The organism is Isoptericola croceus, assembly GCF_029382255.1.
GTDB classification, from domain to species: Bacteria; Actinomycetota; Actinomycetes; order Actinomycetales; family Cellulomonadaceae; genus Isoptericola; species Isoptericola croceus.
This window is the reverse complement of sequence record NZ_JARLLG010000003.1, coordinates 168,030-191,234: the sequence shown is the minus strand read 5'-3', so window position 1 is coordinate 191,234 and position 23,205 is coordinate 168,030. Positions and strand designations below refer to the sequence as shown.

The 23,205-nt window shown below is 72.8% G+C and carries 20 protein-coding genes, 2 pseudogenes and 1 riboswitch; of the genes and pseudogenes, 12 read left to right on the top strand and 10 right to left on the bottom strand.

The annotated features are described in order from the left end of the window. Positions 1-89: 89 nt before the first annotated feature. Together PZC42_RS09515 and PZC42_RS09510 are read right to left on the bottom strand one after the other, a co-directional pair. Positions 90-641, bottom strand: a complete 552-nt coding sequence (locus tag PZC42_RS09515) for a DUF2231 domain-containing protein (RefSeq protein WP_306574544.1) — start codon at positions 639-641, stop codon at positions 90-92. Next, positions 641-1,306 (bottom strand): PAS and ANTAR domain-containing protein, encoded by a 666-nt coding sequence (locus tag PZC42_RS09510; RefSeq protein ID WP_277210390.1) that lies wholly within the window; start codon positions 1,304-1,306, stop codon positions 641-643. The genes PZC42_RS09515 and PZC42_RS09510 overlap by 1 nt, the downstream gene beginning before the upstream one ends. 187 nt (positions 1,307-1,493) lie before the next feature. Between PZC42_RS09510 and PZC42_RS09505 the strand changes: the two genes are divergently transcribed. After that, complete coding sequence (locus tag PZC42_RS09505; protein WP_277210388.1) at positions 1,494-2,261, top strand: PAS and ANTAR domain-containing protein; 768 nt, start codon at positions 1,494-1,496, stop codon at positions 2,259-2,261. A gap of 217 nt (positions 2,262-2,478) precedes the next feature. Here the strand turns inward: PZC42_RS09505 and PZC42_RS22640 are convergent. From PZC42_RS22640 to PZC42_RS09495, 3 genes and pseudogenes are all read right to left on the bottom strand, one after another. Further along, positions 2,479-2,553: pseudogene (locus PZC42_RS22640) on the bottom strand (hypothetical protein); the annotation flags it as partial. Continuing rightward, positions 2,526-2,765 (bottom strand): annotated as a pseudogene (locus PZC42_RS09500) (PAS domain-containing protein); the annotation flags it as partial. The pseudogenes PZC42_RS09500 and PZC42_RS22640, both read right to left, overlap by 28 nt. A 145-nt stretch (positions 2,766-2,910) precedes the next feature. Further along, entirely contained in the window at positions 2,911-3,576 is a 666-nt protein-coding gene (locus PZC42_RS09495; RefSeq protein WP_277210386.1) for a GAF and ANTAR domain-containing protein, read from the bottom strand. Positions 3,577-3,759: 183 nt separating this feature from the next. Here PZC42_RS09495 and PZC42_RS09490 point away from each other — a divergent pair, with 183 nt between their 5' ends. Next, positions 3,760-5,547 (top strand): ABC transporter ATP-binding protein, encoded by a 1,788-nt coding sequence (locus tag PZC42_RS09490; RefSeq protein ID WP_277210384.1) that lies wholly within the window; start codon positions 3,760-3,762, stop codon positions 5,545-5,547. Between the two features lie 28 nt (positions 5,548-5,575). Here the strand turns inward: PZC42_RS09490 and PZC42_RS22525 are convergent, their stop codons facing one another. After that, complete coding sequence (locus PZC42_RS22525) at positions 5,576-5,845, bottom strand: acylphosphatase (RefSeq protein ID WP_277210383.1); 270 nt, start codon at positions 5,843-5,845, stop codon at positions 5,576-5,578. A 133-nt stretch (positions 5,846-5,978) separates the two neighbouring features. Between PZC42_RS22525 and PZC42_RS09480 the strand changes: the two genes are divergently transcribed. From PZC42_RS09480 to PZC42_RS09470, 3 genes are all read left to right on the top strand, one after another. Beyond that, positions 5,979-8,417: a beta-glucosidase gene (locus PZC42_RS09480; protein WP_277210764.1), complete on the top strand. Its 2,439-nt coding sequence runs from the start codon at positions 5,979-5,981 to the stop codon at positions 8,415-8,417. 119 nt (positions 8,418-8,536) lie between these two features. Then, positions 8,537-9,928, top strand: coding sequence for a hemolysin family protein (locus PZC42_RS09475; RefSeq protein ID WP_438802940.1), 1,392 nt, complete (start codon positions 8,537-8,539; stop codon positions 9,926-9,928). Next, entirely contained in the window at positions 9,925-10,932 is a 1,008-nt protein-coding gene (locus PZC42_RS09470; RefSeq protein ID WP_277210381.1) for a hemolysin family protein, read from the top strand. Before PZC42_RS09475 ends, PZC42_RS09470 begins: the two co-directional genes overlap by 4 nt. Here PZC42_RS09470 and PZC42_RS09465 read toward each other — a convergent pair. Both PZC42_RS09465 and PZC42_RS09460 read right to left on the bottom strand, forming a co-directional pair. Beyond that, the gene (locus tag PZC42_RS09465) at positions 10,918-11,727 is read right to left on the bottom strand and encodes a PucR family transcriptional regulator (protein WP_277210379.1); all 810 of its coding nucleotides are present in this window, start codon (positions 11,725-11,727) and stop codon (positions 10,918-10,920) included. The two genes, PZC42_RS09470 and PZC42_RS09465, sit on opposite strands and share 15 nt — an antisense overlap. Positions 11,728-11,797: 70 nt before the next feature. After that, positions 11,798-12,841 carry a helix-turn-helix transcriptional regulator gene (locus PZC42_RS09460; RefSeq protein ID WP_277210378.1) on the bottom strand — a complete coding sequence of 348 codons (1,044 nt, stop codon included), beginning with the start codon at positions 12,839-12,841 and terminating at the stop codon, positions 11,798-11,800. A 226-nt stretch (positions 12,842-13,067) separates the two neighbouring features. Then, positions 13,068-13,162: riboswitch (TPP riboswitch) on the top strand. Between PZC42_RS09460 and thiD the strand changes: the two genes are divergently transcribed. The 4 genes from thiD to PZC42_RS09440 all read left to right on the top strand — a co-directional run bounded on the left by thiD (position 13,154) and on the right by PZC42_RS09440 (position 18,178). Next, the gene (thiD, locus tag PZC42_RS09455; RefSeq protein WP_277210376.1) at positions 13,154-14,107 is read left to right on the top strand and encodes a bifunctional hydroxymethylpyrimidine kinase/phosphomethylpyrimidine kinase; all 954 of its coding nucleotides are present in this window, start codon (positions 13,154-13,156) and stop codon (positions 14,105-14,107) included. It overlaps the preceding riboswitch by 9 nt. Beyond that, positions 14,079-15,941 carry an ABC transporter ATP-binding protein gene (locus PZC42_RS09450; protein WP_438802939.1) on the top strand — a complete coding sequence of 621 codons (1,863 nt, stop codon included), beginning with the start codon at positions 14,079-14,081 and terminating at the stop codon, positions 15,939-15,941. Before thiD ends, PZC42_RS09450 begins: the two co-directional genes overlap by 29 nt. Continuing rightward, a complete protein-coding gene (locus PZC42_RS09445; RefSeq protein WP_277210372.1) occupies positions 15,938-17,779 on the top strand; it encodes an ABC transporter ATP-binding protein in 1,842 nt (613 codons plus the stop codon). The genes PZC42_RS09450 and PZC42_RS09445 overlap by 4 nt, the downstream gene beginning before the upstream one ends. A gap of 99 nt (positions 17,780-17,878) precedes the next feature. Next, positions 17,879-18,178: a hypothetical protein gene (locus PZC42_RS09440; RefSeq protein ID WP_277210370.1), complete on the top strand. Its 300-nt coding sequence runs from the start codon at positions 17,879-17,881 to the stop codon at positions 18,176-18,178. A gap of 182 nt (positions 18,179-18,360) precedes the next feature. Here PZC42_RS09440 and PZC42_RS09435 read toward each other — a convergent pair whose 3' ends face one another. After that, positions 18,361-19,290: a LysR family transcriptional regulator gene (locus PZC42_RS09435; RefSeq protein WP_277210368.1), complete on the bottom strand. Its 930-nt coding sequence runs from the start codon at positions 19,288-19,290 to the stop codon at positions 18,361-18,363. 94 nt (positions 19,291-19,384) lie between these two features. Between PZC42_RS09435 and PZC42_RS09430 the strand changes: the two genes are divergently transcribed. The 3 genes from PZC42_RS09430 (at position 19,385) to PZC42_RS09420 (ending at position 22,531) form a co-directional block, all read left to right on the top strand. Continuing rightward, positions 19,385-20,374, top strand: coding sequence for a threonine ammonia-lyase (locus PZC42_RS09430; protein ID WP_277210366.1), 990 nt, complete (start codon positions 19,385-19,387; stop codon positions 20,372-20,374). A 54-nt stretch (positions 20,375-20,428) separates the two neighbouring features. Beyond that, a complete protein-coding gene (locus tag PZC42_RS09425; protein ID WP_277210364.1) occupies positions 20,429-21,049 on the top strand; it encodes an L-threonylcarbamoyladenylate synthase in 621 nt (206 codons plus the stop codon). Between the two features lie 75 nt (positions 21,050-21,124). Beyond that, positions 21,125-22,531, top strand: a complete 1,407-nt coding sequence (locus tag PZC42_RS09420; protein ID WP_277210363.1) for a UTP--glucose-1-phosphate uridylyltransferase — start codon at positions 21,125-21,127, stop codon at positions 22,529-22,531. A gap of 3 nt (positions 22,532-22,534) precedes the next feature. Here the strand turns inward: PZC42_RS09420 and PZC42_RS09415 are convergent, their stop codons facing one another. After that, entirely contained in the window at positions 22,535-23,194 is a 660-nt protein-coding gene (locus PZC42_RS09415) for an IMPACT family protein (RefSeq protein ID WP_277210361.1), read from the bottom strand. Between the last annotated feature and the right edge of the window lie 11 nt (positions 23,195-23,205).

Here is a 23,205-nt window from a genome sequence, read left to right as displayed (position 1 = left end):
GTCGGCGGCGATGAGAGGAGGAGCTCGGGGACGGAGGCGCTGACCGTCCGTCCTGGTTGCCGAGAGGGGACAGCAGGCACCGGCGGCCGTCAGGGACCGTCTGCGGGCTCCTTCATGGCCTGGGCGATGTGGCCGCCGAGCAGTGCTCCTGCCCCCGCGGCGGCGAGTCCTGCCGCGGAGAGGGCCGGCCCAAGACGCGTCCGTCCCGACCGCCGCGCCAGCCAGGAAGAAGCGACGAGCGCGTTGCCGACCCCGTTCGTCACGGCGTGGACAGCCGCCACCCGGCGTGCCGACGGGCTCAGGGCACCGAAGTCCGTCAAGCCGGTGAGCACCGTCGGCACCGCGCTGAGCAGGCCGAGGCCGAGGAGCCGCCGGGAGGCCGCGGCGTGACCCGGAGGCCGCGTGACGTCCAGGGCGACGGCGCTGACCCACAGCCCGATCGGGAGGTCCGTCAGGACACCGTGCGCCGGATGGCCGAGGGAGCGGCCGCGCAGCTCGTCGTGAAGACGCCCCGACGCCGGGGTGAGGCTCCGGGCCACGCGCCGCACGACATCGACCAGCCGGTCGACCGCGGGTTCGTGCTCGAGACGCTCGGCGACACGGAACGGGGACGACCAGCCGGCGTCCGGCAGCGCGCCCATCACGCGGGCTCCTTCTGGGTGCCGGTCTCGAGCCCGGCGATGAACTCGATCACAGCATCCCGCGACGGCGCGTCCGCCTCCCGCGCGCTGGTCATCAGCCAGGCCGCCAGGACGCGCAACGGGGTGTTGGTGTCGTTCGACAAGCGGCGCAGGATCTGGAACGCCCCGTCGTCGTCCACGCCGAGGACCATCATCAGCACGCCTTTGGCCTGCTCGATGTCGCGGCGGCTGCGGGCCGCCGCCTGGATCGAGGCGTCCGCCTCCTCGGAGGCGAGGTGCCGCACGCTGCTGGTCAGGTCCAGCATGTAGCCCGTCACCTCGGTCACCCGGTCGTCCTCGTCGCAGCGGCCCCTGCCCACCGTGGCGACCACGTGCCCTGCCCCCTGGGCGTCGACGATCCGGTGGATCATGGCGAACGGTTCGTCGCTGCACTGTGCCTCGTCCAGGACGGCCTGGGCGTGGTCACGATCGTCCGGGTGGCTGTGCGCCAGCATGAGCTCGCCGGTGGGCACGACCTCACCGGGCTCGAACCCGTGGATGCGGAAGGTCGCATCTGACCACCACCACTGCCCGGTGGCGACCGTGACCCGGTACTCGCCGATCGATGCGTCGTCGCCGCGCGAGAGAATCTTCGACAGTGTCTCGTCGTGGGGGACTGTCGTCATGCTTCCTCCAGGAACCGAAGGGGGTACCGGCCTCTTCCTGACTGGTGTCTCGACGCTACGCGCTGGCACCTGGTGCGACAACAGGTACCGCGCAGATGCTCCTGGGTTGGCACCGCCGTCCGCAGCCGATAGCGTGACGAAGGAGGTCAAGGAGCGGCTTCGGACTTCGGTTGGACGGAGCTGAGCCATGGCACAGACCACTGAATCACTGCCCACTGCGGGGGACCCCTTCGTGGCGCCCCACCCGGAGGAGGCGCGACCGATCGCCGCCGAGGAGCTGGGCGCGGCGATCGCGGTCGGCACCGGACTGTTGGTCGGGCGATACAGGGTCGACCTGGAGACCGGGCGCTGGTGGTGGTCGGACGAGATCCTGACCATGCATGGTTATGCCCCCGGTGAGGTCGAGCCAAGCCTCGATCTGCTGCGGAGGCACCAGCACACGGACGAGCGTGAACGCCTTGTCAAGGAGTCGCTCGCGTCCCTGCGCACAGGTCGGCCGTTCGCCTGCTCGCACAAGATCGTGGACGCGCACGGCCGCAACCGGGACCTGCTGGTCACCGGGCAGGCTCGCCGCCAGCGCACGAAGCGCACGGAACAGGTCGTCGGCTACATCATCGACGTGACACCGGTGCGCCGGCAGGCGGTCGAGCAGCAGGTCAAGCGCGCCATCGATGCCGCCTACGTCTCGGCGGCGTCCATCGAGCGCGCGAAGGGTGTGCTGATGGCCGTGCACGGCATCGACGAGGACGCGGCAGAAGCGCTGCTCGTCCAGCAGTCCGGCGAGACCGGTGCGGGTCTGCGGCAGACGTCCAGCCAGATCATGGCTGCGCTCGCCGCCGGGCCGGGGCTGGGGGAGCATGCCGGCCAGCAGGTGGACCAGACGTTCGGCACCGTCGTGCCGGACCGGCGTCCCCACATGCGAGAGGCTCAGCTCGCCCGGCGCCGAGCGAGCTGACCGGAGCCGCGCGGCGTGCCAGGAGGACGGCTACCGCCCCCCCGCTTCTGACCGCCGGTCGGGCCTGGGAGCCCCCGACCGGAGCCCTCAGCCGCTGGGAACCGACGGCGCCCCCAGCGGCCGAGGCTCCGCGGGGGGGACGCGAAGCGCCGCCGAGGTAGGCCTCGAGCCGCGCGCGTCGACCCGTCGTCTCGATCGCCAGGCCGATCACCGCCTCGGCGATCTCACGCAGCGGGAAATTCTGGTCGTTCGACGCCGCGCGCATCACCTCGAATGCTGCGTCCGGGTCGATCCGATCCTCGACCCTCCCGACGACGAGGGTGCGTTCACAGCGGTGGTGTCCACGACGCGGTGCAGACGGCCGAACGGCTCGTCCGTCGGACGTGCAGCGGCAAGGAGCTCAGCGACGTGCCGACGGTCCTCCGGGTGCCGGTGAGCAAGGACCAGCTCCGTCGTGGGCACCACCTCACCCGGGTGGAACCCGTGCATGGCGTAGATGCCGTCGGACCACCACCAGCGCTGCGTCGCGAGATCGAGCCGGTACGAGCAGCCCGTCGGTCCGGTCTGGCGCGGGCCACTTCGAGCGGCGGGTGCGTCGACATATCGAGGTCACGCGTCGGGTGCGCCGTCGTCGTCGGCCTCGGGTCGCTCACCCGTCGTTCGAGAACGTCATCCGGCGGTGCAGCACGTCCTCCGCGACGGACTGGAGGTCGGTCGAGCGGGCGAAGGCGTGCGCCCGCAGGACGGCGAGGGCGTCGTCGGGCGGGATGCGCAGCTGGGCGGTCACCATCCCGGTCGCCTGGTGGACGGGTGCCTTCTGCGACCAGTCGAGGGCGTCGAGGTCGCCCATGAGGGAGGTTCCGACGGTGTCGGCCAGGAACTGGAGGTCTTCCGTGCCGCGGGTGAGCCTGCCAGCCGTGATGTACAGGCTGAACACGCCCACTGTCTGCAGCCCGGCGTGCATCGGGACGGCGTAGACGGTGAGCGGGCCCCCGATCGCCCTGGCGGCTTCCTGGGCGAAGACGGGGAAGCGGTTCGGCGCGTCGTCCACGTGCGCGACGACGAGGCGGTCCTCGTGCAGGGCCTGCTGCACCGGCCCCTCGCCGAGCACCTCCTGCAGCGCCTCGATCTGGGCGAACGTGGTGGACGTGCTGATGACCAGCCGGTCGACAGGACCAGCCGCCACCATGAGCGTGCCGCCCTGGCCCTCGAGGATCTCGACGCACGCTCGGCACAGTCGCGCCGGAAGGGGTAGTTCCGCGTCTGCCGACGCAGCGGTCCGCACGAGCAGACCGAGGAGCTCCGTGGGGTTCACCCGACCGTCACCTCGCCTCTGTGTCGGATCCAGCTCCATCGTTGGTGCAGCCGCGCGCCGTCGCAACATCGCGGTGGGCGAAGGACGGCGGCACGGGTCGGACCGGCGACCCGCGGCCGCCTCGGAGCAGCGGTGTCGTCGGCGCCGCTGCTGCGGGCCGCGCGAATCGATACGATGACGAGCATGCGCCGGAAAGCCCTTACCGCCCTGTCGGACCTCCAGAGGGTCGACGGCGCCCACCCGGTCCGTTCCATCCTCCGTCTGCTCGGCACCCAGCCGCGACGGTTGGCCGTCGCCCTGTACGCGTTCACCGTCAAGGAGATCCCGCTCTGGTTCCTGCCGGTCGTGACCGGTGCCGTGATCGACATCGTCGCCGGGGGTGGCGCCGTCACCTCGGTCCTGCTGTGGTTCGGTCTGGCCACCGTGCTGCTCGCGCAGAACTACCCGCACCACATCGTCTACACCCGCAACTTCATGACGGTCGTGCGCGGCACGGGCGCACGCCTGCGCAACGCGTTGGTCGAGCATCTGCAGGGGTTGTCGATCGGCTACTACGCGCGCTCGAGCGCGGCTCTCGTGCAGTCCAAGGTGGTCCGGGACGTCGAGAACGTCGAGCTGATGCTGCAGCAGGTGACCCACCCCCTGCTCTCGGCCGCCATGGTGCTCGTGGGAGCGGTGACGATGACGGCGATCAAGGTCCCGGAGTTCCTGCCCGTGTACGCGCTCGCCATCCCGACCGCGCTGCTGATCCGCCGCACGATGGCCAGGCGTTCCCGGACGCGCAACGAGCTGTTCCGCCGGGAGATGGAGAGCTTCGCGTCGCAGGTGGGGGAGATGGCCTCGCTGATCCCGGTGACCCGTGCCCACGGTCTCGAGCGGACGGCGACGACGCGGGTGGCGTCCGGGGCCGACGACGTGCGACGCGCGGCGTTCGACCTCGACATGCTCAACGGCCGGGTCGCCTCGGTCTCCTGGGTGGCGATGCAGTTCCTCGGGGTGTGCTGCCTGGTGCTGGCCGCCGTCGTCTCCCTGACGGGGTTCATCGCCATCACCCCGGGCGAGGTCGTGCTGCTGTCGACCTACTTCGGCCTGCTCACCCAGGGACTCACCCAGGTGCTCAACCTGGTCCCGGTCACCGCCCGGGGCGTGGAGTCCATGCGGTCGATCGCCGAGGTGCTGGCCGAGCCGGACCTCGAGGCGAACGCGGGCAAGCGAGCTGTCGACCACGTCGAGGGCCGACTGCGGATCGAGCACGTCACGCACCGCTACCCGGGCGCCGGTGTGGACGCCCTGCACGACGTCGACCTCGAGGTGCGCGCCGGCGAGACGGTCGCCTTCGTCGGGTCGTCGGGCTCGGGGAAGTCGACGCTGCTCAACCTCGTCCTGGGCTTCGTCCGGCCGGCCAGCGGGCGCATCCTGCTCGACGGGCAGGACATGGCCGAGCTCGACCTGCGCACCGTGCGGCGCTCGGTGTCGGTCGTGCCGCAGGAGTCCGTGCTGTTCGAGGGCACCATCCGCGAGAACGTCGCCTACGGGCTCGACGAGGCGACCGACGACCGGATCGTCGACGCTCTGCGCGACGCCAACGCGTGGGACTTCGTCCGAGCCCTTCCCGAGGGATGGGACACCATCGTCGGGCAGCGCGGGGCCAAGCTCTCCGGAGGGCAGCGCCAGCGGCTGGCCATCGCGCGGGCGCTGGTGCGCGACCCGCGGATGCTGTTCCTCGACGAGGCCACGAGCGCCCTGGACCCGGAGGCGGAAGCAACCGTGCGGGACGCGCTCAACCGTCTGATGCAGGGGCGGACCACGTTGGTCGTGGCGCACCGGCTGTCCACGATCCGACGGGCCGACCGCATCGTCGTGCTCGACGCCGGCCGGGTCGTGGAGGTCGGCAGCCACGGCGAACTGCTCGCCCGGGGCGGCCGGTACGCGTCGCTGCATGCCGCACAGGAGGGCGGGCTCAGCGCGTAGGGGCCGCTGCGACGGGTCAACCGACGGGTCAACCGACGGTGAACGAGCGCTGGTCGCGCAACGGCACCTGCTCGACGTCGACGTGCGTCACGTGCGCCGCTGCCGGCCCGGTGCGCAGGAGGCGCAGGACGTCCTCTACGGCGTGCTCGTCGCCCTCGACGGCAGCTTCGAGCGTGCCGTCGGGGCGGTTGCGGACGAACCCACCGACCCCGGCGGCGCGAGCACCCTGCCCGACGGCCCATCGGAAGCCGACACCTTGGACCGTGCCGTGGACGATCACGTGCACCCGGATGCTCACGGCACCACGGTAGCCACACCTGCCCGCAGGTGCCCGGGCGCCGAGGTGCCGGGAGGGACGACGCGTCGGCGGACCGAGGAGCAGGCGCTCGCGGGCGCCCTGCGCCGGTGGGCCACGTAGAGTACCGGGCGTGATGCAACGAGACGCAGGGATCGGCGTGGCCGCGCACAGCACCGACGAGCTCGCCCAGGGGCGGGTGCGGCTGCAGTCGCAGGACCGCTGGATCCCGGACGGCATGGGGGAGACCTGCCGCCGGGCGGCAGCCGAGGGCATCGTCCTGCTGAAGAACGACGACGGTCTTCTGCCTGTGGGTGAGAGCGCTACCATCGCCGTCTTCGGCCGCGTGCAGCAGGACTACTTCACGGTCGGCTACGGGTCCGGTGGCGACGTCCGGCCGCCCTACCGCTGGAACCTCCTGGACGCGATGCGCGCCAGCGACGCCGTCGAGGTGGACGCCGAGCTTGCCGAGCGGTACGAGACCTGGTGCGCCGAGCACCCGGTCGAGGCCGAGCCGGAGTGGGGCACGTGGCCGCGATCGCACCCGGAGATGCCCCTGACGGCAGACGACGTGGCTGCGGTGGCCCGGCGCACGCCGCTGGCGCTCGTGGTGATCGGCCGGTCGGCCGGCGAGGCGCGCGAACAGGCGCTCGAGCCCGGCAGCTTCCACCTCACGGACGACGAGCGGGCCCTGCTGCACCACGTCTCGACGGCGTTCGAGCGCACGATCGTCGTGGTCGACACGGGCAACGTCATCGACCTGGCCTGGACGCGTGAGTACGCCCTCGACGCGGTGCTGCTCGCGTGGCAGGGCGGCATGGAGTCCGGGCGGGCCGTCGTCGACGTGCTCACCGGCGCCATGCCGGCCGGTGGCAAGCTCACCGCCACGATCGCCGACAGCTACGACCACTACCCGAGCGCAGGACACTTCGGCGGCACGGAGTTCAACGAGTACGTCGAGGACGTCTACGTCGGTTACCGGTACTTCGAGACGTTCGCGCCCGAGCGCGTCCTCTACCCGTTCGGGTACGGGCTGGGGTACAGCACCTTCGACGTGCGCTGCACGGGCATGACGCACGAGTCAGGTGCCGTCGTCGTGCCGGTGGAGGTCACCAACACCGGCACGCACGACGGCACCGAGGTGGCCCAGGTCTACGTCCGCGCGCCGCACGGTGTGCTCGGCCGGCCCGCCCGGCACCTGGCGGCCTTCGCGAAGACCCGCGTCCTGGCTCCCGGGGAGTCCCAGACGCTCGAGCTGCGCTTCGTGCTGGACGACGTCGCGGCCTACGACGACGCGGGCGTCACCGGTCACCGCTCGGCCTACGTCCTGGAGGCGGGGCGCTACGAGGTGCTGCTCGGCACCGACGTCCGGTCCGCGACGACGTGCGGTGGCGTCGAGGTGCCCGAGCTACGGGTCGTGCGCCGGCTCGACGAGGTCGCGGCCGTTCGCCCGGAGCACGTCTTCGAGCGTCTCGTGGCCCGCCCGGCGCACGACGGCGGCACGGTGGCCGCGTACGACGAGGTACCGGTCGCGACCGTCGCGCGCCGCGAGCGGGTGCTGGCCCACCTGCCGGCGCCGCTCGAGCCCACCGGTGACCGCGGCATCACCCTCGACGACGTCGCCGGGGGCCACGCCAACCTCGACACGTTCCTCGCCCAGCTCGACGACGACGAGCTGGAGGCGCTGAGCCGTGGTGACTACGTCATGGACTCCGCTCTCGGCGCCCCTGGCAACGCGGGCGCTCTCGGTGGGACCACCGCGTCCCTGCGCGCCAAGGGCGTGCGCGCCCTGACCACCACCGACGGCCCGGCAGGGATCCGGCTGGCGACGCACACCTCGTTGCTGCCCTGCGGGACGGCGCTGGCCTCCACCTGGAACCCGGGTCTGGTCGAGCAGCTCAACGCGCTGCTCGCCCAGGAGATGGCGGTGAAGGGATCGGACATCCTGCTCGCGCCCGGCATGAACATCCAGCGCGACCCGCTGTGCGGTCGCAACTTCGAGTACTTCTCCGAGGACCCGCTGCTGACCGGGCTCATGGGCGCGGCCACCGTGCGTGGCATCCAGCACGCCGGGTTGGCGGCGTGTCCCAAGCACTTCGCGGCGAACAACCAGGAGACGAACCGCGAGCACCACGACTCGCGGGTCTCGGAACGTGCGCTGCGCGAGATCTACCTGCGCGGTTTCGAGATCTGCGTCAGGGTGGCGGCACCCCGTACCGTCATGACGTCGTACAACAAGATCAACGGCACCTGGGGCCACTACCACCACGACCTGGTGACCACGGTCCTGCGCGGCGAGTGGGGATACGCCGGCGCGGTGATGACCGACTGGTGGCTGCGCGAGAGCGTCGACCCTGACTTCCCGGCCCTGCGCAACGACGCCTATCGCGTGCGCGCCCAGGTGGACGTCAACATGCCGGGCGCCTGGGGGCGCGAGGTCGGTGCCGGCGACGGATCGCTGCTGGAGTCCCTCGGCACGCCGGGCGGGATCACCCGGGCAGAGCTGCAGCGCACCGCACGCAACGTGCTGCGCCTCGTCCTCTCGGTCCCTGCCCAGGGGCGCCGGGCGAGCTAGGATCCTGCCCAGGCAACTTCGCTGGGAGGCGTGGAACGACTCGTGAGCAAACCTGCGGCATCCGCAGACAGTGACGATAGGCCGGGCACCGCCGGCGCACGGACGGACGGCGGTGCCCGTTGCTGATCGCCGTGGCCACCCTGCTCCTGGGGTTCGTCGTCATCGCTGTCGTCATCGCGGCGAACGGGTACTTCGTGGCCCAGGAGTTCGCCTACATGTCCGTCGACCGTTCACGCCTCGGTGCGCAGGCCGAGGCTGGGGACGCCGTCGCCGCCCGTGCGCTGGCGGTCACCCGGCGCACCTCGTTCATGCTCTCGGGCGCGCAGCTCGGCATCACGGTCACCGGTCTGCTCGTCGGGTACGTCGCCGAGCCGCTGGTCGGTGAGAGCCTGGGAGAGATCCTCGGTGTCGTGGGCGTTCCCGCCGGGGTGAGCATCGCGGTCGGCACGGTGCTGGCGCTCGCCGCCTCGACCGTCGTGCAGATGATCTTCGGTGAGCTCTTCCCGAAGAACCTGGCCATCGCGGACCCGGAACCGCTGGCGCGTCGCCTGGCACGGTCGACGCAGATCTACCTCGGCGCGTTCGGCTGGTTGATCACGGTCTTCGACCACGCTGCGAACGCACTCCTGCGCCTGATCCGGATCGAGCCGGTGCACGACGTCGACTCCAGTGCGACCGCCCGCGACCTCGAGCACATCGTGGCGGACTCGCGCGAGAGCGGCGACCTGCCCGAGGACCTGTCGATGATGCTCGACCGCATCCTCGACTTCCCCCAGCGTGACGTCGAGCACGCGATGGTGCCGCGCTCGCGCGTGGACACCATCGACGCCGGCGCCACCGTGGGTGAGGTTCGCGCACTCATGGCCGCTGCCCACACCCGGTACCCGGTCACCTCGGACGAGGACCAGCCGGTCGGCGTGGTCCACCTGCTCGACGTGCTGGCGGCGCCCGACGACGGGCAGGAGGTCTCGCAGATCATGCGGCCAGCCACGGTCGTGCCGACGCTGATGATGCTGCCTGATGCGCTGGCGGAGCTTGCCGCGGAGCACAACGAGCTGGCCTGCGTGATCGACGAGTACGGTGGTTTCGCCGGGATCCTCACGCTCGAGGACCTGGGCGAGGAGATCGTCGGCGAGCTCACCGACGAGCACGACGTGGACGACGACGAGGTCGTGGAGACCGAGGGCCCGGACGCGTGGCGCATGGACGGTGACGTGCACCTCGACGAGGTCGAGCGTGCGATCGGGCACGACCTGCCACGCGGCGACTACGAGACGCTGGCCGGCCTGGTCATCGCGTGCTGCGGGAACCTGCCGGAGGTGGGCGAGACGGTCGACGTCGAGCTCCCGACCGAGCCCGCCGACCTGGCGCGCCACGAGCCGGTGCGGCGGTTCGTGCACGCAGAGGTCCTCGAGGTCGAGCGGCGGGTGCCCTCCGTGGTGCGGGTCACGCTGACGGAGGAGACCGACGTCGAGCCTGCCGGTGGGGCGGACGAGGGGGGATCCCGATGAACGACGCGTGGGCCGTCGTGGCCGTCACGACAGGACTCATCGTGCTCAGCGCGTTCTTCGTCGTCATCGAGTTCGCGCTCCTCGGTGCCCGCCGGCACCGTCTGGAGGAGGCGGCGACGACGAGCCGGGGTGCTCGGGCCGCGCTGCGCGCCTCGAACGAGCTGACCGTCATGCTGGCCGGTGCTCAGCTCGGCATCACGGCGTGCACGTTCGCCCTGGGAGCGGTGACGAAGCCGGCGGTGGACCACTGGCTCACGCCGGTCCTGGCGTCCTGGGGTCTGCCCTTCTGGCTGGCCGACACCGCGTCGTTCGCTCTCTCGCTGCTGTTCGTGACGTTCCTGCACCTGGTCGTGGGGGAGATGGCGCCCAAGTCGTGGGCGATCGCGCACCCGGAGCGGTCGGCGATGTTCGTGTCCCCACCCGCGCGGGCGTTCGTCTGGCTCTTCCGCCCGCTGCTGCTGTGGATCAACTCGGTCGCCAACCGGCTCGTGGCCGCGACCGGCGTGCAGCCGGTGGAGCGGGCAGCCGTCGGCGGGCAGGACGCGGCGACGATCCGGCACCTCGTGGAGCACTCGGCCGCGGTCGGGACGATCGATGCGTCGATCCGGAGTCCCCTGTCCGGGGCGCTGGACCTCACGACGCGACGGGCCGCGTCCTTCGTGGCCCCGGGGGCTCGGCCGACGGCGGTGCCGGTGTCGGCGAGCGTCGCTGACCTGCAGGAGGCATCCAGGACCTCGAGCCATCTGCGCATCCTCGTCGAGGCGGCTGACGGCGGGGTGCCGGGGGTGGTGCACGTGCGAGACACCCTGCTCGAGCCCGCCGACCGCCCGGCGCGCGAGCTGGCCCGTCCGGCGTTCGTGATCGGCCCGGACCAGCCCGTCCACGAGGTGCTCTCGGGGATGAGACGAGCCCGCGAGCAGCTGGCCGTGGTGATGGAGGGCACGCACCTGATCGGTGTCGTCACGCTCGGTGATGCCCTGCGGCACGTGCTACCCCGCACGTAGGTCACCGTCGGCCGGCCGGTGGACGGCGCGGTGGGCGTGCAGGGCGAGCGTGAGGTCGACCAGGTCGCCGGGCCGATCGACACGGCGACCGGTGAGACCCTCCAGGCGCCGCAGTCGATTGGTCACGGTGTTGCGGTGGCAGCCGAGCCGTCGGGCCGCCTCCCGGGTGGAGCCGTCGGTGGCGAGCCAGACCGCGAAGGTGTCCAGCAGCACCTGCCTGCCCGGACCGACCAGCGGTCCCAGCGGCCCCAGGACCTGGTCGCAGAGCTGGCCGGCGAGCGCTGGGTCGGCGCTGAGCAGCGCCGCGGGAAGGTGGGTGGCCAGGTGGACCGTGCCGCCGTCGGGCGGGCACAGCCGCAGCGCCGTCTCGGCCTGCCGCCGACCGTCGGCGAGGGACGCGAGCCCGTCCACGGGCATCCCGACCCCCATCCGGACACCGGGGGGCAGCTCAGCGGGCAGCTCAGGGTCGGCGGGGTACGGCCGCCCCGCCGCGGATGGTTCCACCAGGATGATCCCGTGCTCGACGGGGCGCGAGCTGTGCCAGTGCACCCGGGAGCCGGGTCCGCTGACGGCGGCACGACCGGCGGCGAGGGGTGCCGGCCCTGGGCCCTGGAGCGCGACGACCTGGTAGCGGCCGTCGACCGGCATCGCCAGTGCTGCCGAGGCCGGGCGCAGGTCGGCCAGCAGGCACGTCCCGTCCAGCAGCGAGGCGACGAGCCGGTGTCGGGACCAGGACGAACCCTGGTGCGCACCGGACCGTCGGGACGGTGCGACCAGGATGGTGCCGTCGGGCATGACTCCTCCTCGCGGACGACGCCGGTGTCGTCCCGCCAGGCCACAGCATGGCATACCGATCAGTCGGTCTCTAGGCGGGCTCCGCGCCCGAGACCTGCTGGGCGAGCTCCACGCGCGAGCGCACCCTGAGCGTGACGAAGATGTTGCGCAGGTGGCAGTCGACCGTCCGCACGCTCACCGACAGGCGCTCCGCGATCTCCCGGTTGGTCTGGCCGGCGGCGACACAGCTCGCGATCCGTGCCTGGTGCGGTGTGAGGCCGGCGAGGCCGACTGACGTGGGGGCGTCCTGCGCGGCACCCGCGGCGCGGAGCTCGGCGCGGGCCAGCTCCACCCATGGCGCGGCGCCGCAGCGCTCGAGCACCTGGAGCGCGTCGCGCAGGGCGCGGCGGGCCTCGCTCGGCCGGCGACGGCGACGCAGCCACTTGCCGTGCAGCAGCAGGGTCCGGGCGCTCTCGAAGCTGCCACCGGCTCTGCGGTGGGCCGCGTGCGCGCGCCGGAACCGCGCGTCGGTCTCGGCGTCCGTCGAGGCGAGCAGCGCGTGGCAGCGCAGCAGGAGCGCCGGACCCTGCGGATCGGATGCCGAGCGACTCCAGGAGGTCAGCTCGGGCACGGCGGCGCGTGCGGTCCGATGGTCCCCGGCCCCGGCGGCGGCCTCGACCAACGTCGGCAGCACCAGGCCGCGCAGCGCGAAGTGAGCTCCGCCGTCGGCCGACGCCAAGAGCGAACGCAGCCGACCTGCTGCGTCGGCGGGCCGTCCCGCGGCGAGCTCGGCCCGTGCGAGGGCCCACTCGGCGAGCGTCACGGGCTGGGCGAGGAAGTGGCGGCGAGCGGTCGCGAGTGCTGCCCTGGCATGATCCGCCACGTCGCCCAACGGTCCCTGGACCGACGCCGCCAGGGCGAGCACCGCCCGGTGGTGGGCCGCGGTGTTGGTCCGACCGGACTGCTGGGCTGCTCGCCAGCCGGCCCGGCACGCGGCCCGTACGTCGCCGGTCAGCAGTGCTGCGCCCGCGGCCGTCAGCAGCCGCTCCGGGTCGTGGCCGGTGAGGCCTCGGCCGGCTGCACGGCGAAGCGGTGCCGCGGCGTCCACCGCACGGCCCGAGAGCATGGCGAGCATGCCGGCCGCGTAGTCACGAGACTCGGCATCGAGGGCGGCTCGGCGGGCGAGACCAGGCTGTGCGGCCAGTGCGGCGCGGGCCAGTTCGTCCTCTCTGACAGGGCTCCCTGGTCCTGCCGTCCTCGGCGACGACCGGACGGATCGCGGGAGCCGGTGGCTGGGTGCTCAGCGTGCGACGCGACGGGTGCGCGGGGCATCGGCAGGATCGCCGGTCGCGCTACGGTGGGCCCACGACACGGGGTGCACCCACCGGGAGCTGAGATCACACCCGTCGAACCTGAAGCAGCCAGCACTGACGAAGGGATGTCGCCCATGCCGCCGAGCCTGACGGCGCCTCCGAACACCGCCTGGGAGCCCCGCCCGGTACCGCGGATACTGTCCGTCGCCGGGTCCGACCCGTCGGGAGGCGCGGGGATCCAGGCCGACCTGAAGTCGATTGCAGCCGCCGGCGGATACGGCATGGCCGCGGTGACGGCGCTGACGGCCCAGAGCACGCAGGCAGTGACCGCGGTGCACGTGCCGCCGCCATCGTTCCTCGCCCAGCAGCTCGACACGCTCGCCGCCGACGTCACGCTGGACGGGGTCAAGATCGGGATGCTGGCCACGGCGGACGCGGCCGACGTCGTGACGCGCTGGTTGGACGGCGGGGGAGCGGGCAGCTCACCGGTGGTGGTCGACCCGGTCATGGTCTCGACCTCTGGCGACCGGCTGCTGGATCCCGTCGCGGAGCACGCGCTGCGCCGTCTGCTCGAGCGCGCCGACGTCGTGACCCCCAACGTGCCCGAGCTCGCCGTCCTGCTCGCCGAGCCCACCGCGGGCGGGTGGGCAGAGGTGGTCGACCAGGCGGTGCGGCTGGCGGGCCGGCACGGAGTCCTGGTGGTCGCCAAGGGTGGCCACCTGGCCGGCGAGCAGGTCCCCGACGCCCTCGTCGGGCCGCACGGTGTCGTCGTCGAGCTGCCGGGCGTTCGCGTGCCGGCCACGAGCACGCACGGCACCGGATGCTCGCTGTCCAGCGGGCTGGTCACCCGGTACGCCCGTGAGGGCGACTGGGCACAGGCGCTGCGACGGACCAAGGAGTGGCTCGTCGGCGCCATCGCCGCCGGTGAGGCGCTCGACGTCGGCCACGGCCACGGGCCTGTCGACCACTTCTGGGCGCTGCGCGAGGACCTCGACGGGGCGGCGAGGCCGTCACCCGCAGGCCGTGCCCCGGGCAAGCATGTCGGTCCGCGGTGGGACAATGGCGGCGATGCCGTCCAACCCGCCTGAACGTCCCGTGCCCGCCGGGTCGCAGCTCGGCACGATCGCCTCGGTGCTGCGCCTGCTGCCCTCCGTCCGCCCGGCCCTGCCGCGGCTGGTCGCCGGGCTCGTCGCCTCCCTCGGGGCCAGCCTCGCGGCGCTCGCCATCCCTCGCGTGCTCCAACGGCTCGTCGAGGGACCCCTGGCACAGGGCGTCGCCGAGCAGGACCACGCCGCCCTGCTCTGGCCGACGCTGGCCGTGCTCGGGCTCGGCGTCACCGAGGCAGGACTGATCCTGCTGCGCCGCAACCTCGTGATGTACCCGGGTACCCGCGTGGAGGCGGTGCTGCGCACCGAGCTCTTCCGCCACCTGCAGCAGCTGCCGCCGGCGTTCCACGACCGGTGGTCCGGCGGCCAGCTCCTGAGCCGGTCCATGGCCGACCTGGGACTGCTGCGCCGCTGGCTCGTCTTCGGGCTGCTCCAGCTGGTGGTCAGCGTCATCACGATCGCCGTCGGCGTGGGCATCCTGCTCGCCACCGCCGGGTGGCTCGGGCTGGTCTACCTCGCCGGGGCGATCCCGGTGACGATCATCGCCTTCCGGTTCTCCCGCCGCTACCGGGTCATCGCCCGGCTCTCGCAGGACCAGTCCGGAGATCTCGCCAACACCGTCGAGGAGTCGGTGCACGGAATCCGCGTGCTCAAGGCCTTCGGCCGCGGCGACGACGCGCTGGAGTCCTTCTCCGGGCAGGCGGAGGAGCTGCGTCGCACCGAGATCCGCAAGGCCGGCAACCAGGCGACCGTCACGACCTCGCTGCAGCTGATCCCTGAGCTCACGCTCGCCGTGTGCCTCGTGCTGGGCGTCTGGCTGGCGGCCGACGGCCACGTCACGGTCGGCGCCCTCGTCGCCTTCTTCCTGACAGCCGCGGTCATCAACGGGCCCGTGGTCGACCTCGGCATGACCCTGTCCATGACGCTCAACGCGCGCACCGCCGTCGACCGCTACTTCGAGGTTCTCGAGACACCGAACCCCCTGACCGACCCGGCCGACCCCGAGGACCTCGCCGCCGTCGACGAGGGCGGCGGCCACGTCGTCCTGCGCGACGTCAGCTTCCGGTACGACGACGCGCCGGCGCCCGTGCTCGACGGCGTCGACCTCGAGCTGCCCGCCGGCACGACGACGGCGCTCGTCGGTCTCACCGGCTCCGGCAAGTCGACGCTCGCCATGCTGCTGCCTCGACTGGCCGACGTCACCGCCGGGGCCGTCGAGATCGACGGGCACGACGTGCGCGACCTGCGTCGCCACGACCTGCGCCGAGCGATCGCCGTGGCCTTCGAGGACCCGACCCTGTTCTCCACCTCGGTGCGCGACAACATCCTGCTCGGCGTCGACGACGACGTGCCTCCCGAGAGACGCGAGAGGCTGCTGCACGAGGCGGTCGAGGTCGCCCAGGCCGGGTTCGTGCACGATCTGCCGCAGGGGCTCGACACACGCATCGGCGAGGAAGGGCTCTCGCTGTCCGGCGGCCAGCGCCAGCGGCTCGCCCTCGCCCGGGCCGTCGCCGCACGGCCCCGTGTGCTCGTGCTCGACGACCCGCTGTCCGCACTCGACGTCACCACCGAGGAGGCCGTCACCGCCAGGTTGCGCGAGGTGCTGGCGGGCAGCACCAGCCTGATCATCGCCCACCGGCCGTCCACCGTGGCGCTCGCGGACCGGGTGGCGGTGCTCTCCGAGGGGCGTATCAGCGCCGTGGGTACCCACCGCGAGCTCCTCGCGTCCGACGACCACTACCGCTACGTCATCGCCTCGCTCGAGAAGGACTGGGAGAGCGGCGAGCACGACCACGAGACGGAGGCGGTCCGATGACCCCGACGACGACCAGCCCCGCACCCGGGGACGGGCAGCCGGGTGGTGCCCACTCCGACGACAGCCCGCTGCTGGACCATGCCACCTCCCGAGCGGTGCGGCGACGTTCGTTGCACCTGCTCGCCGAGCTCCTGCGCCCACGCTGGCGCCCGCTGGCCTGGGCCGGGTTCCTCGTCGTCGTCGGGACGCTCGGGCAGGTGGCGGGACCGCTCCTGGTCCAGGTGGGCATCGACACCGCGCTGCCGGCCCTGCGGGACGGCGACCCCGGGCGGCTCGCGCTGGTCGGTGGTGCCTACGTCGTGGCGGCGGTGCTCGGTGGGATCTGCGCCGGGGCCTACGTCCGTGCCGCCGCGCACGTCGCCCAGAGCGTCCTGCTGGAGCTCCGGCGGCGGGTCTTCCGGCACACGCAGCGGCTCTCGCTCGAGTTCCACGAGTCCTACACCTCCGGCCGTGTCATCAGCCGCCAGACCTCGGACCTGGAGGCGCTGCGCGAGCTCTTCGACGGTGGGCTCACCGGAGTCGTCTCGTCGTTGATGCTCATGCTGTTCACCGGTGTCGCACTGTTCTACGTGGACTGGCGCTCGGGGCTGGTGCTGGTGGCGGCGATGCTCCCGGCCTGGCTGCTGACGCGCTGGTTCCAGCGCCGTTCGCAGCTCTACTACCGGCAGCAGCGCACCACCTCGGCGCGACTGATCGTGAAGTTCGTCGAGACGATGACCGGCATGCGCGCGGTCCAGGCCTTCCGGCGCGAGCCGACCACCCAGGCGGCGTACTCCCGCCTCGGCGAGGAGTACCGCGACGCGAACCTGCGCATCTTCGGGGTCAACGGTCGCTACCAGCCCGGGCTGGTGCTCATCGGCAACGTCACGGTGACGGCTGCGCTCGCCTACGGGGGGTGGCGGGTCGTCGACGGACAGCTCGAGCTCGGTGCCCTCGTGGCCGTGCTGCTGTACGTCAAGCGCTTCTTCCAGCCGATCCAGCAGCTCGGGATGTTCTACAACGCGCTGCAGTCGGCCGTGGCGGCGCTCGAGAAGGTGTCGGGTCTGCTCGCCGAGGAACCGACCGTGGTCGAGCCCCAGCACCCCACCCCGCTGCGGCACGTACGCGGCGAGGTGCGGCTCGACGACGTCACGTTCGGCTACGGGAAGGGCCCCGTGGTGCTGCCGCAGCTCGACCTGGTGATCCCGGCCGGTCAGACCGTCGCGCTCGTGGGCTCCACCGGGGCCGGGAAGTCGACGCTCGCCAAGCTCGTCACGCGCTTCTACGACGCGAGCGAGGGCCGGGTGCTGCTGGACGGGACCGACGTGCGCGAGCTGGCCTCCACGGACCTGCGGCGGGCCGTGGTCATGGTGACCCAGGAGGCCTACCTCTTCAGCGGTTCGGTGCGGGAGAACATCGCGCTGGGTCGCCCGGACGCGACGGACGCGGAGGTCGAGGCCGCGGCACGAGCCGTCGGCGTGCACGACTTCGTGGCGGGCCTGCCCGACGGCTACGACACCGAGGTGAACAAGCGCGGTGGTCGGGTCTCCGCGGGGCAGCGCCAGCTGCTCAGCTTCGCCCGCGCGTTCCTGGCCGACCCTGCGGTCCTCGTGCTCGACGAGGCGACGAGCTCGCTCGACCTCCCGGGGGAGCGCCTCGTGCAGCGCGGACTGCAGACCCTGCTCGCCGACAGGACGGCGCTGATCATCGCCCATCGGCTCTCGACGGTCGCGATCGCGGACCGGGTGCTCGTGATGGAGGCCGGCCGGATCGTCGAGGACGGGACACCGGAGGAGCTCGTGGCGCAGCAGGGACGATATGCGGCCCTGGACGCCGCGTGGCAGGACTCCCTCGTCTGAGCGGCGGTGCCCGACGGCGGCCGCCACCACGCGCCAGATTTGACGAACCGACCAGACGGTATGCATGCGAGCATGCTCGGAGGACGGAGGTGCGACATCGTGGTCGACGACCGAGAACGACCCAGCGGCTCCCGGGGCCGCGTCATCACCTACCCGGTCGCTCTGCGCGCGGCTCGGCGACGGTTCGTGGCCTCGGGAGGGCTGGCGATGGACCAGCTCACCGAGGACCTGTGGGTCAGCAGGGCCACGCTCTACCGCGTCGTCGGCAGCCGTGACCGGCTGCTGGGCGACGTGCTCTGGCAGCTGGCGGCACGCACGCTCGGCCGGACGCGCGAGCACGTGGACGGCACCGGACGGCGCGGCGTCGGCCGCCTGCTGGCCATCGCTGGGCCGGCCTGATCGGGCGCGAGCAGGAGCTCGGTGAGCTCGGCCCGCTGCAGTTCTCCGTCGCCGAGACGGCGTTCGCCTTCGTCCGCATCGGCGAGTCTGTCCTGTTCGGGTCGATGCTCGCGGGGATCGAGCCCGACCGGCGGCTCGGCGAGCACCTGCGTCGCACGGTACTGCCCGGCTGACGGTCGTCCTCAGCTCGCGCCGCTCGTGACCAGGAGCTCGACGAGTGCGCGGGCCGGGGGAGTGGGTGCCCCCACCGTGAGGGCGAGCACGCTGCGGGTCGCCCCGGGCAGCGCGGTGACGGCCACCCGTGGGTTGCGGTGCGCGCGCAGCGCCAGGCCGGGCAGCAGGCTGACGCCCGCCCCGGCGGCGACGAGAGCCTGGACCGCCACGTAGTCGTCCGTCTCGAACGCCAGTCGTGGGGCGAAACCGGCGGCTGAGCAGCGCGCGAGAAGGTCCGCCCGGCAGCGCTCGCACCCGGCGATCCAGGTGTCCTCGGCGTGCCGGCGCAGCACGGCCGGTCCCTGGGAGTCCGCCGCGGGCGCGTCGGGCGCCGGGGTCACCAGGTGCACGGTGTCGTCCAGCACGGCCGTCGCCTCGAACTGCGACAGGTCATCGACGCTGCGGGCGTGGTGGACGTCCGTGTGCTCGAACACGAGCGCGACATCGACCTCACCGGCCCGCAGGGCGGCGACCGCCTCCGGGGGCTCGGCCTCCACCAGGCCCACGCCGAGCCCCGGGTGCTGGTCGCGCAGGCGGGTGACGGCGTCGGGCACGATCGTGGCGAGCGCGGACGGGAACGCCGCCAGGCGCGCCCGGCCGGCACGCAGGCCGGCCAGGGCGTCGAGCTCGCGCTGGGCGCCCTCCACACGGGCGATGATCTCCCCGGCGCGGTCGGCCAGGAGCCGACCTGCCTCGGTGAGGCGTACGCCCCGGCCGGCACGCTGCAGCAGGGGGATCCCGGCCTCGGTCTCGAGCCGCGCGAGATGGTGGCTCACCGACGGCTGGGCATAGTGCAGCTCGCGGGCCGCAGCCGTCACGGAGCCCGTGCGGGCGACCGCGGCGAGCACCCTGAGCCGGGTCAGGTCGAGCTGCGCGGCGGGAGGCGGGACGTCGGTCATCCTGCCAGGATACGAGCCACTCATCGATCAAGACGATGACTTCCCACACATCCTGGCATTGGACCGATGTGTACGCGTGTCCGACGCTGGAGCCATGGACCTGACGCCTCCGAGCATCGCCCACGTGCTGGCCGCGCAGCAGCGGATCGCCCCGCATGCCGTGCGCACTCCCGCGTCCTGCTACGACGCGATCGACCGCGCCGTGCACGACGCCGGCGCCACCGGGACGCGGGTGACCGTCAAGCACGAGAACCTGCAGCGCACCGGTGCCTTCAAGGTCCGCGGAGCGCTGAACCTCCTGCTGCAGATGCCGGACGATGCCCGTCGACGCGGGATCGTGGGGTACTCGACCGGCAACCACGCGCAGGCGCTCGCCGACGCCGCCCGCCAGGTGGGCGCGCCGTGCACGATCGTCATGCCGGCCGCGCCGAACGCCGTCAAGGAGCAGGCGGTGCGCGCGCTCGGAGCCGAGGTCGTCCTGCACGGCGAGCGGCTCGAGGACGCGAGCGAGCTCGCACTGGACATGGCCGGCGCGCGGGGCGCGCGTCTGGTCAGCGCGGCCGACGAACCGGACCTGGTCGCCGGGGTGGGCACCGTGGCGCTCGAGCTGTTGCAGCAGGCGCCCGATCTCGACGTCCTGGTGGTGCCGGTCGGTGGCGGGTCCGGAGCCGCGGCCGCCTGCCTCGTGGCGGCGGCGCTGGCCCCCCACGTCCGCGTGGTCGGCGTGCAGTCCGCGGCCTCGCCGGCGGCGCACGACTCGTGGCGGGCGGCGGAGCTGCTCTCCCGCCCCAACGGCACGCGGGCCGAAGGGCTCGCCGTCGGGCGTGGTTTCGCCCTCACGCAGGCAGTGCTGCGCGCCCACCTGGCCGACTTCCTCCTCGTGGACGACGACGAGATCAGCCGGGCGCAGCGCGTCTACCTCGCCGCCGCACGGACCGTGGCCGAGGGCGCGGGTGCCGCTGCCCTGGCGGCCGTGCTCTCCCACCCCGCGCTGTTCGCCGGGGCGAGGGTCGGCGTCGTCTGCTCCGGCGGCAACGCGAGCGAGGCCGAGCTGCGCCGCGCCCTGATGAGCACCGGGTCGTGATGAGCGCCGGGCTCTGACCTGCGGCCGAGCCGGGTCGCGGCGTAGCCTGGCCGGATGGCTCGTCTCGTGGACATCCATCCCGTCGACCCCCAGCCGCGCCTGGTGGGCCAGGTCGTGGCCGCGCTGGAGGAGGGGGCGCTGATCGCCTACCCGACCGACTCCGGCTACGCCCTCGGCTGCCGGATCGGGCAGCACGACGGCACCGAGCGGATCCGTCAGATCCGACGCCTCGACGCCAAGCACCACTTCACGCTCGTGTGCTGCGACTTCGGGCAGCTCGGGCAGCTCGTGCGCCTCGACAACGCGGCCTTCCGGGCCATCAAGGCAGCGACCCCGGGGCCCTACACCTTCATCCTCCCCGCGACGTCCGAGGTCCCGCGACGGCTCGCCCACCCCAAGAAGAAGACGGTAGGCGTGCGCATCCCCGACTCGCGCGTGGTCCAGGCGCTGCTGCGCGAGCTGGGTGAACCGCTGCTCAGCTCCACGCTCATCCTGCCGGAGCAGGCCGAGCCGTTGACGCAGGCCTGGGAGGTCTCCGAGTCGCTCGACCGCACGGTGGACCTGATCGTCGACTCCGGCGACGTCGTGGCGGAGCCGACGACGGTCGTGGACTGGTCGGCCGGGTACCCCGAGGTGGTCCGCGTCGGAGCGGGAGACCCGGCGCCCTTCGAGTAGCCCGGCCGGCCGGTCGCGGCGCTCGTCCGTGGACCGTTCACCGAGCGGTCGCCCGCTCCGGCTAGGGTGCTCGCCATGAGCGATCGCGGACTCGACCTGGCCCGAGACAAGATGCAGGCCGCGGGAGTCGCTCCCGCCGCCGTCGACGTGTTCAGCCGCTTCTACCGGCTGCTGGAGGACGGCGTGAGCGGCTACGTGCGGGAGGACGACGTCGCGCCCCTGACGGACCTGACGCGGCACGCCGACCTGGAGGTCGACGAGGCGCAGTCCTCCGAGGCTCTCGCGAAGACCGCCATCATCAAGCTCAACGGCGGCCTCGGCACCTCGATGGGCATGGACCGGGCGAAGTCGCTGCTCGAGGTCCGCCGGTCGGCCGACGGTGAGCCCCTGAGCTTCCTCGACGTCATCGTCGGCCAGGTGCGGGCAGCACGGCGGGCGACCGGCGCCCGGCTCCCGTTGGTGCTGATGAACTCGTTCCGCACGCAGGAGGACACTCTCGCGGCCCTCTCGGGGTACGACGACCTCGTCGTGGACGGCCTGCCGCTGGACTTCCTGCAGAACAGAGAGCCCAAGCTGCGCGCCGACACGCTCGAGCCGGTCGAGTGGCCCGCGGACCCGTCGATGGAGTGGTGCCCGCCGGGTCACGGCGACCTCTACCCGGCGCTGCACGCCGGCGGGGTGGTCCGCGCGCTCCTCGACGCCGGGTTCCGGTACGCCTGCGTCTCCAACTCCGACAACCTCGGCGCGGCACCCGACGGTGAGATCGCCGCCTGGTTCGCAGGGTCCGGCGCGCCCTACGCCGCCGAGATGTGCCTGAAGACGCCGGCGGACGTCAAGGGTGGTCAGCTCGTGGTCCGCCGGTCCGACGGGCGCATCATCCAGCGCGAGACGGCCCAGACCCACCCCGACGACATGGACGTCTCGCTCGACCCGGAGCGGCACCGCTACTTCCACACGAACAACCTCTGGTTCGACCTGGAGGCGCTGGCCGCCGAGCTGGACCGGACCGGTGGTGTGCTCGAGCTGCCCCTCATCCGCAACGCCAAGACGGTCGACCCGTCGGACCCGACCTCGCCCGACGTGATCCAGATCGAGTCGGCCATGGGCGCTGCGGTCGCGGTGTTCGAGGGCGCGACGGCGATCGAGGTCGGGCGCGAGCGCTTCCTGCCGGTGAAGACCACCAACGACCTGCTGCTGCTGCGGTCCGACGTCTACGAGCTCACCGCGGACTATCGGCTGGTCGCGCAGGTCGAGGCGCCGCTGGTGCAGCTGTCGAAGACCTACAAGACGATCGGTGCCTTCGACGCGCGCTTCCCGGCGGGCCCCCCGTCCTTGCGTGAGGCGGCCGGGCTCTCGGTCGCGGGGGACTGGACCTTCGGCAGCGACGTGCGGGCGGAGGGCGACGCGTCGCTCCCTGAGCCGGCCGGGGGAGCGGGGACGGTCCCCGACGGGGCCACCATCACCGCCGACGGGATCGTCTGACCGTCACGCGGGGACGTCGACGATCCGTTCGGTGCCCACGGCGGGGCTGAGCCGCCCCGCCGTGGCTGCCGCGACGTCGTCGTGCAGCCCGGCGACCTCGTCGGGCGGCACGAGCAGCGTCAACCGCGCGCACTCGACGTAGGTGGTCTCGCCGACCACGGCCCCGCGTGTCCCCGCCCAGTCGCGCAGCAGGTGCTCGAGCCGGCCCGCCTCGGCGTGCGGGGCGTCGACGGTCACCTCGACGAGTGCACGGCGGGCGAGGAGGAGGCTCTGCCGGTCGGCCTCGTCCAGCGCCGCTGCCACGGCGCCGGAGTAGGCCCGGACCAGTCCGCCCGCGCCGAGCAGCACACCCCCGAAGTAGCGGGTGACGACGGCGACGACGTCGGTCATCCGCCGGTGCCGGAGCACCTCGAGCATCGGGGTGCCCGCCGTGCCGGAGGGCTCGCCGTCGTCGCTGGAGCGCTGGCTGTCCGCGTGGACGCCCAGCACGACGGCGACGCAGTGGTGCCGTGCGTCCCAGTGCTGCTTGCGCAGCCGGGCGACCACTCCCTCTGCCTCGGTGGGGTCGCACGCCGGGGCGACGTGAGCGAGGAACCGCGATCTCTTGACCACGAGCTCGTGGTCGACGGGCTGCGACAACGTGCGCGGCAGGGACGGCGGCATCCGCCGATCCT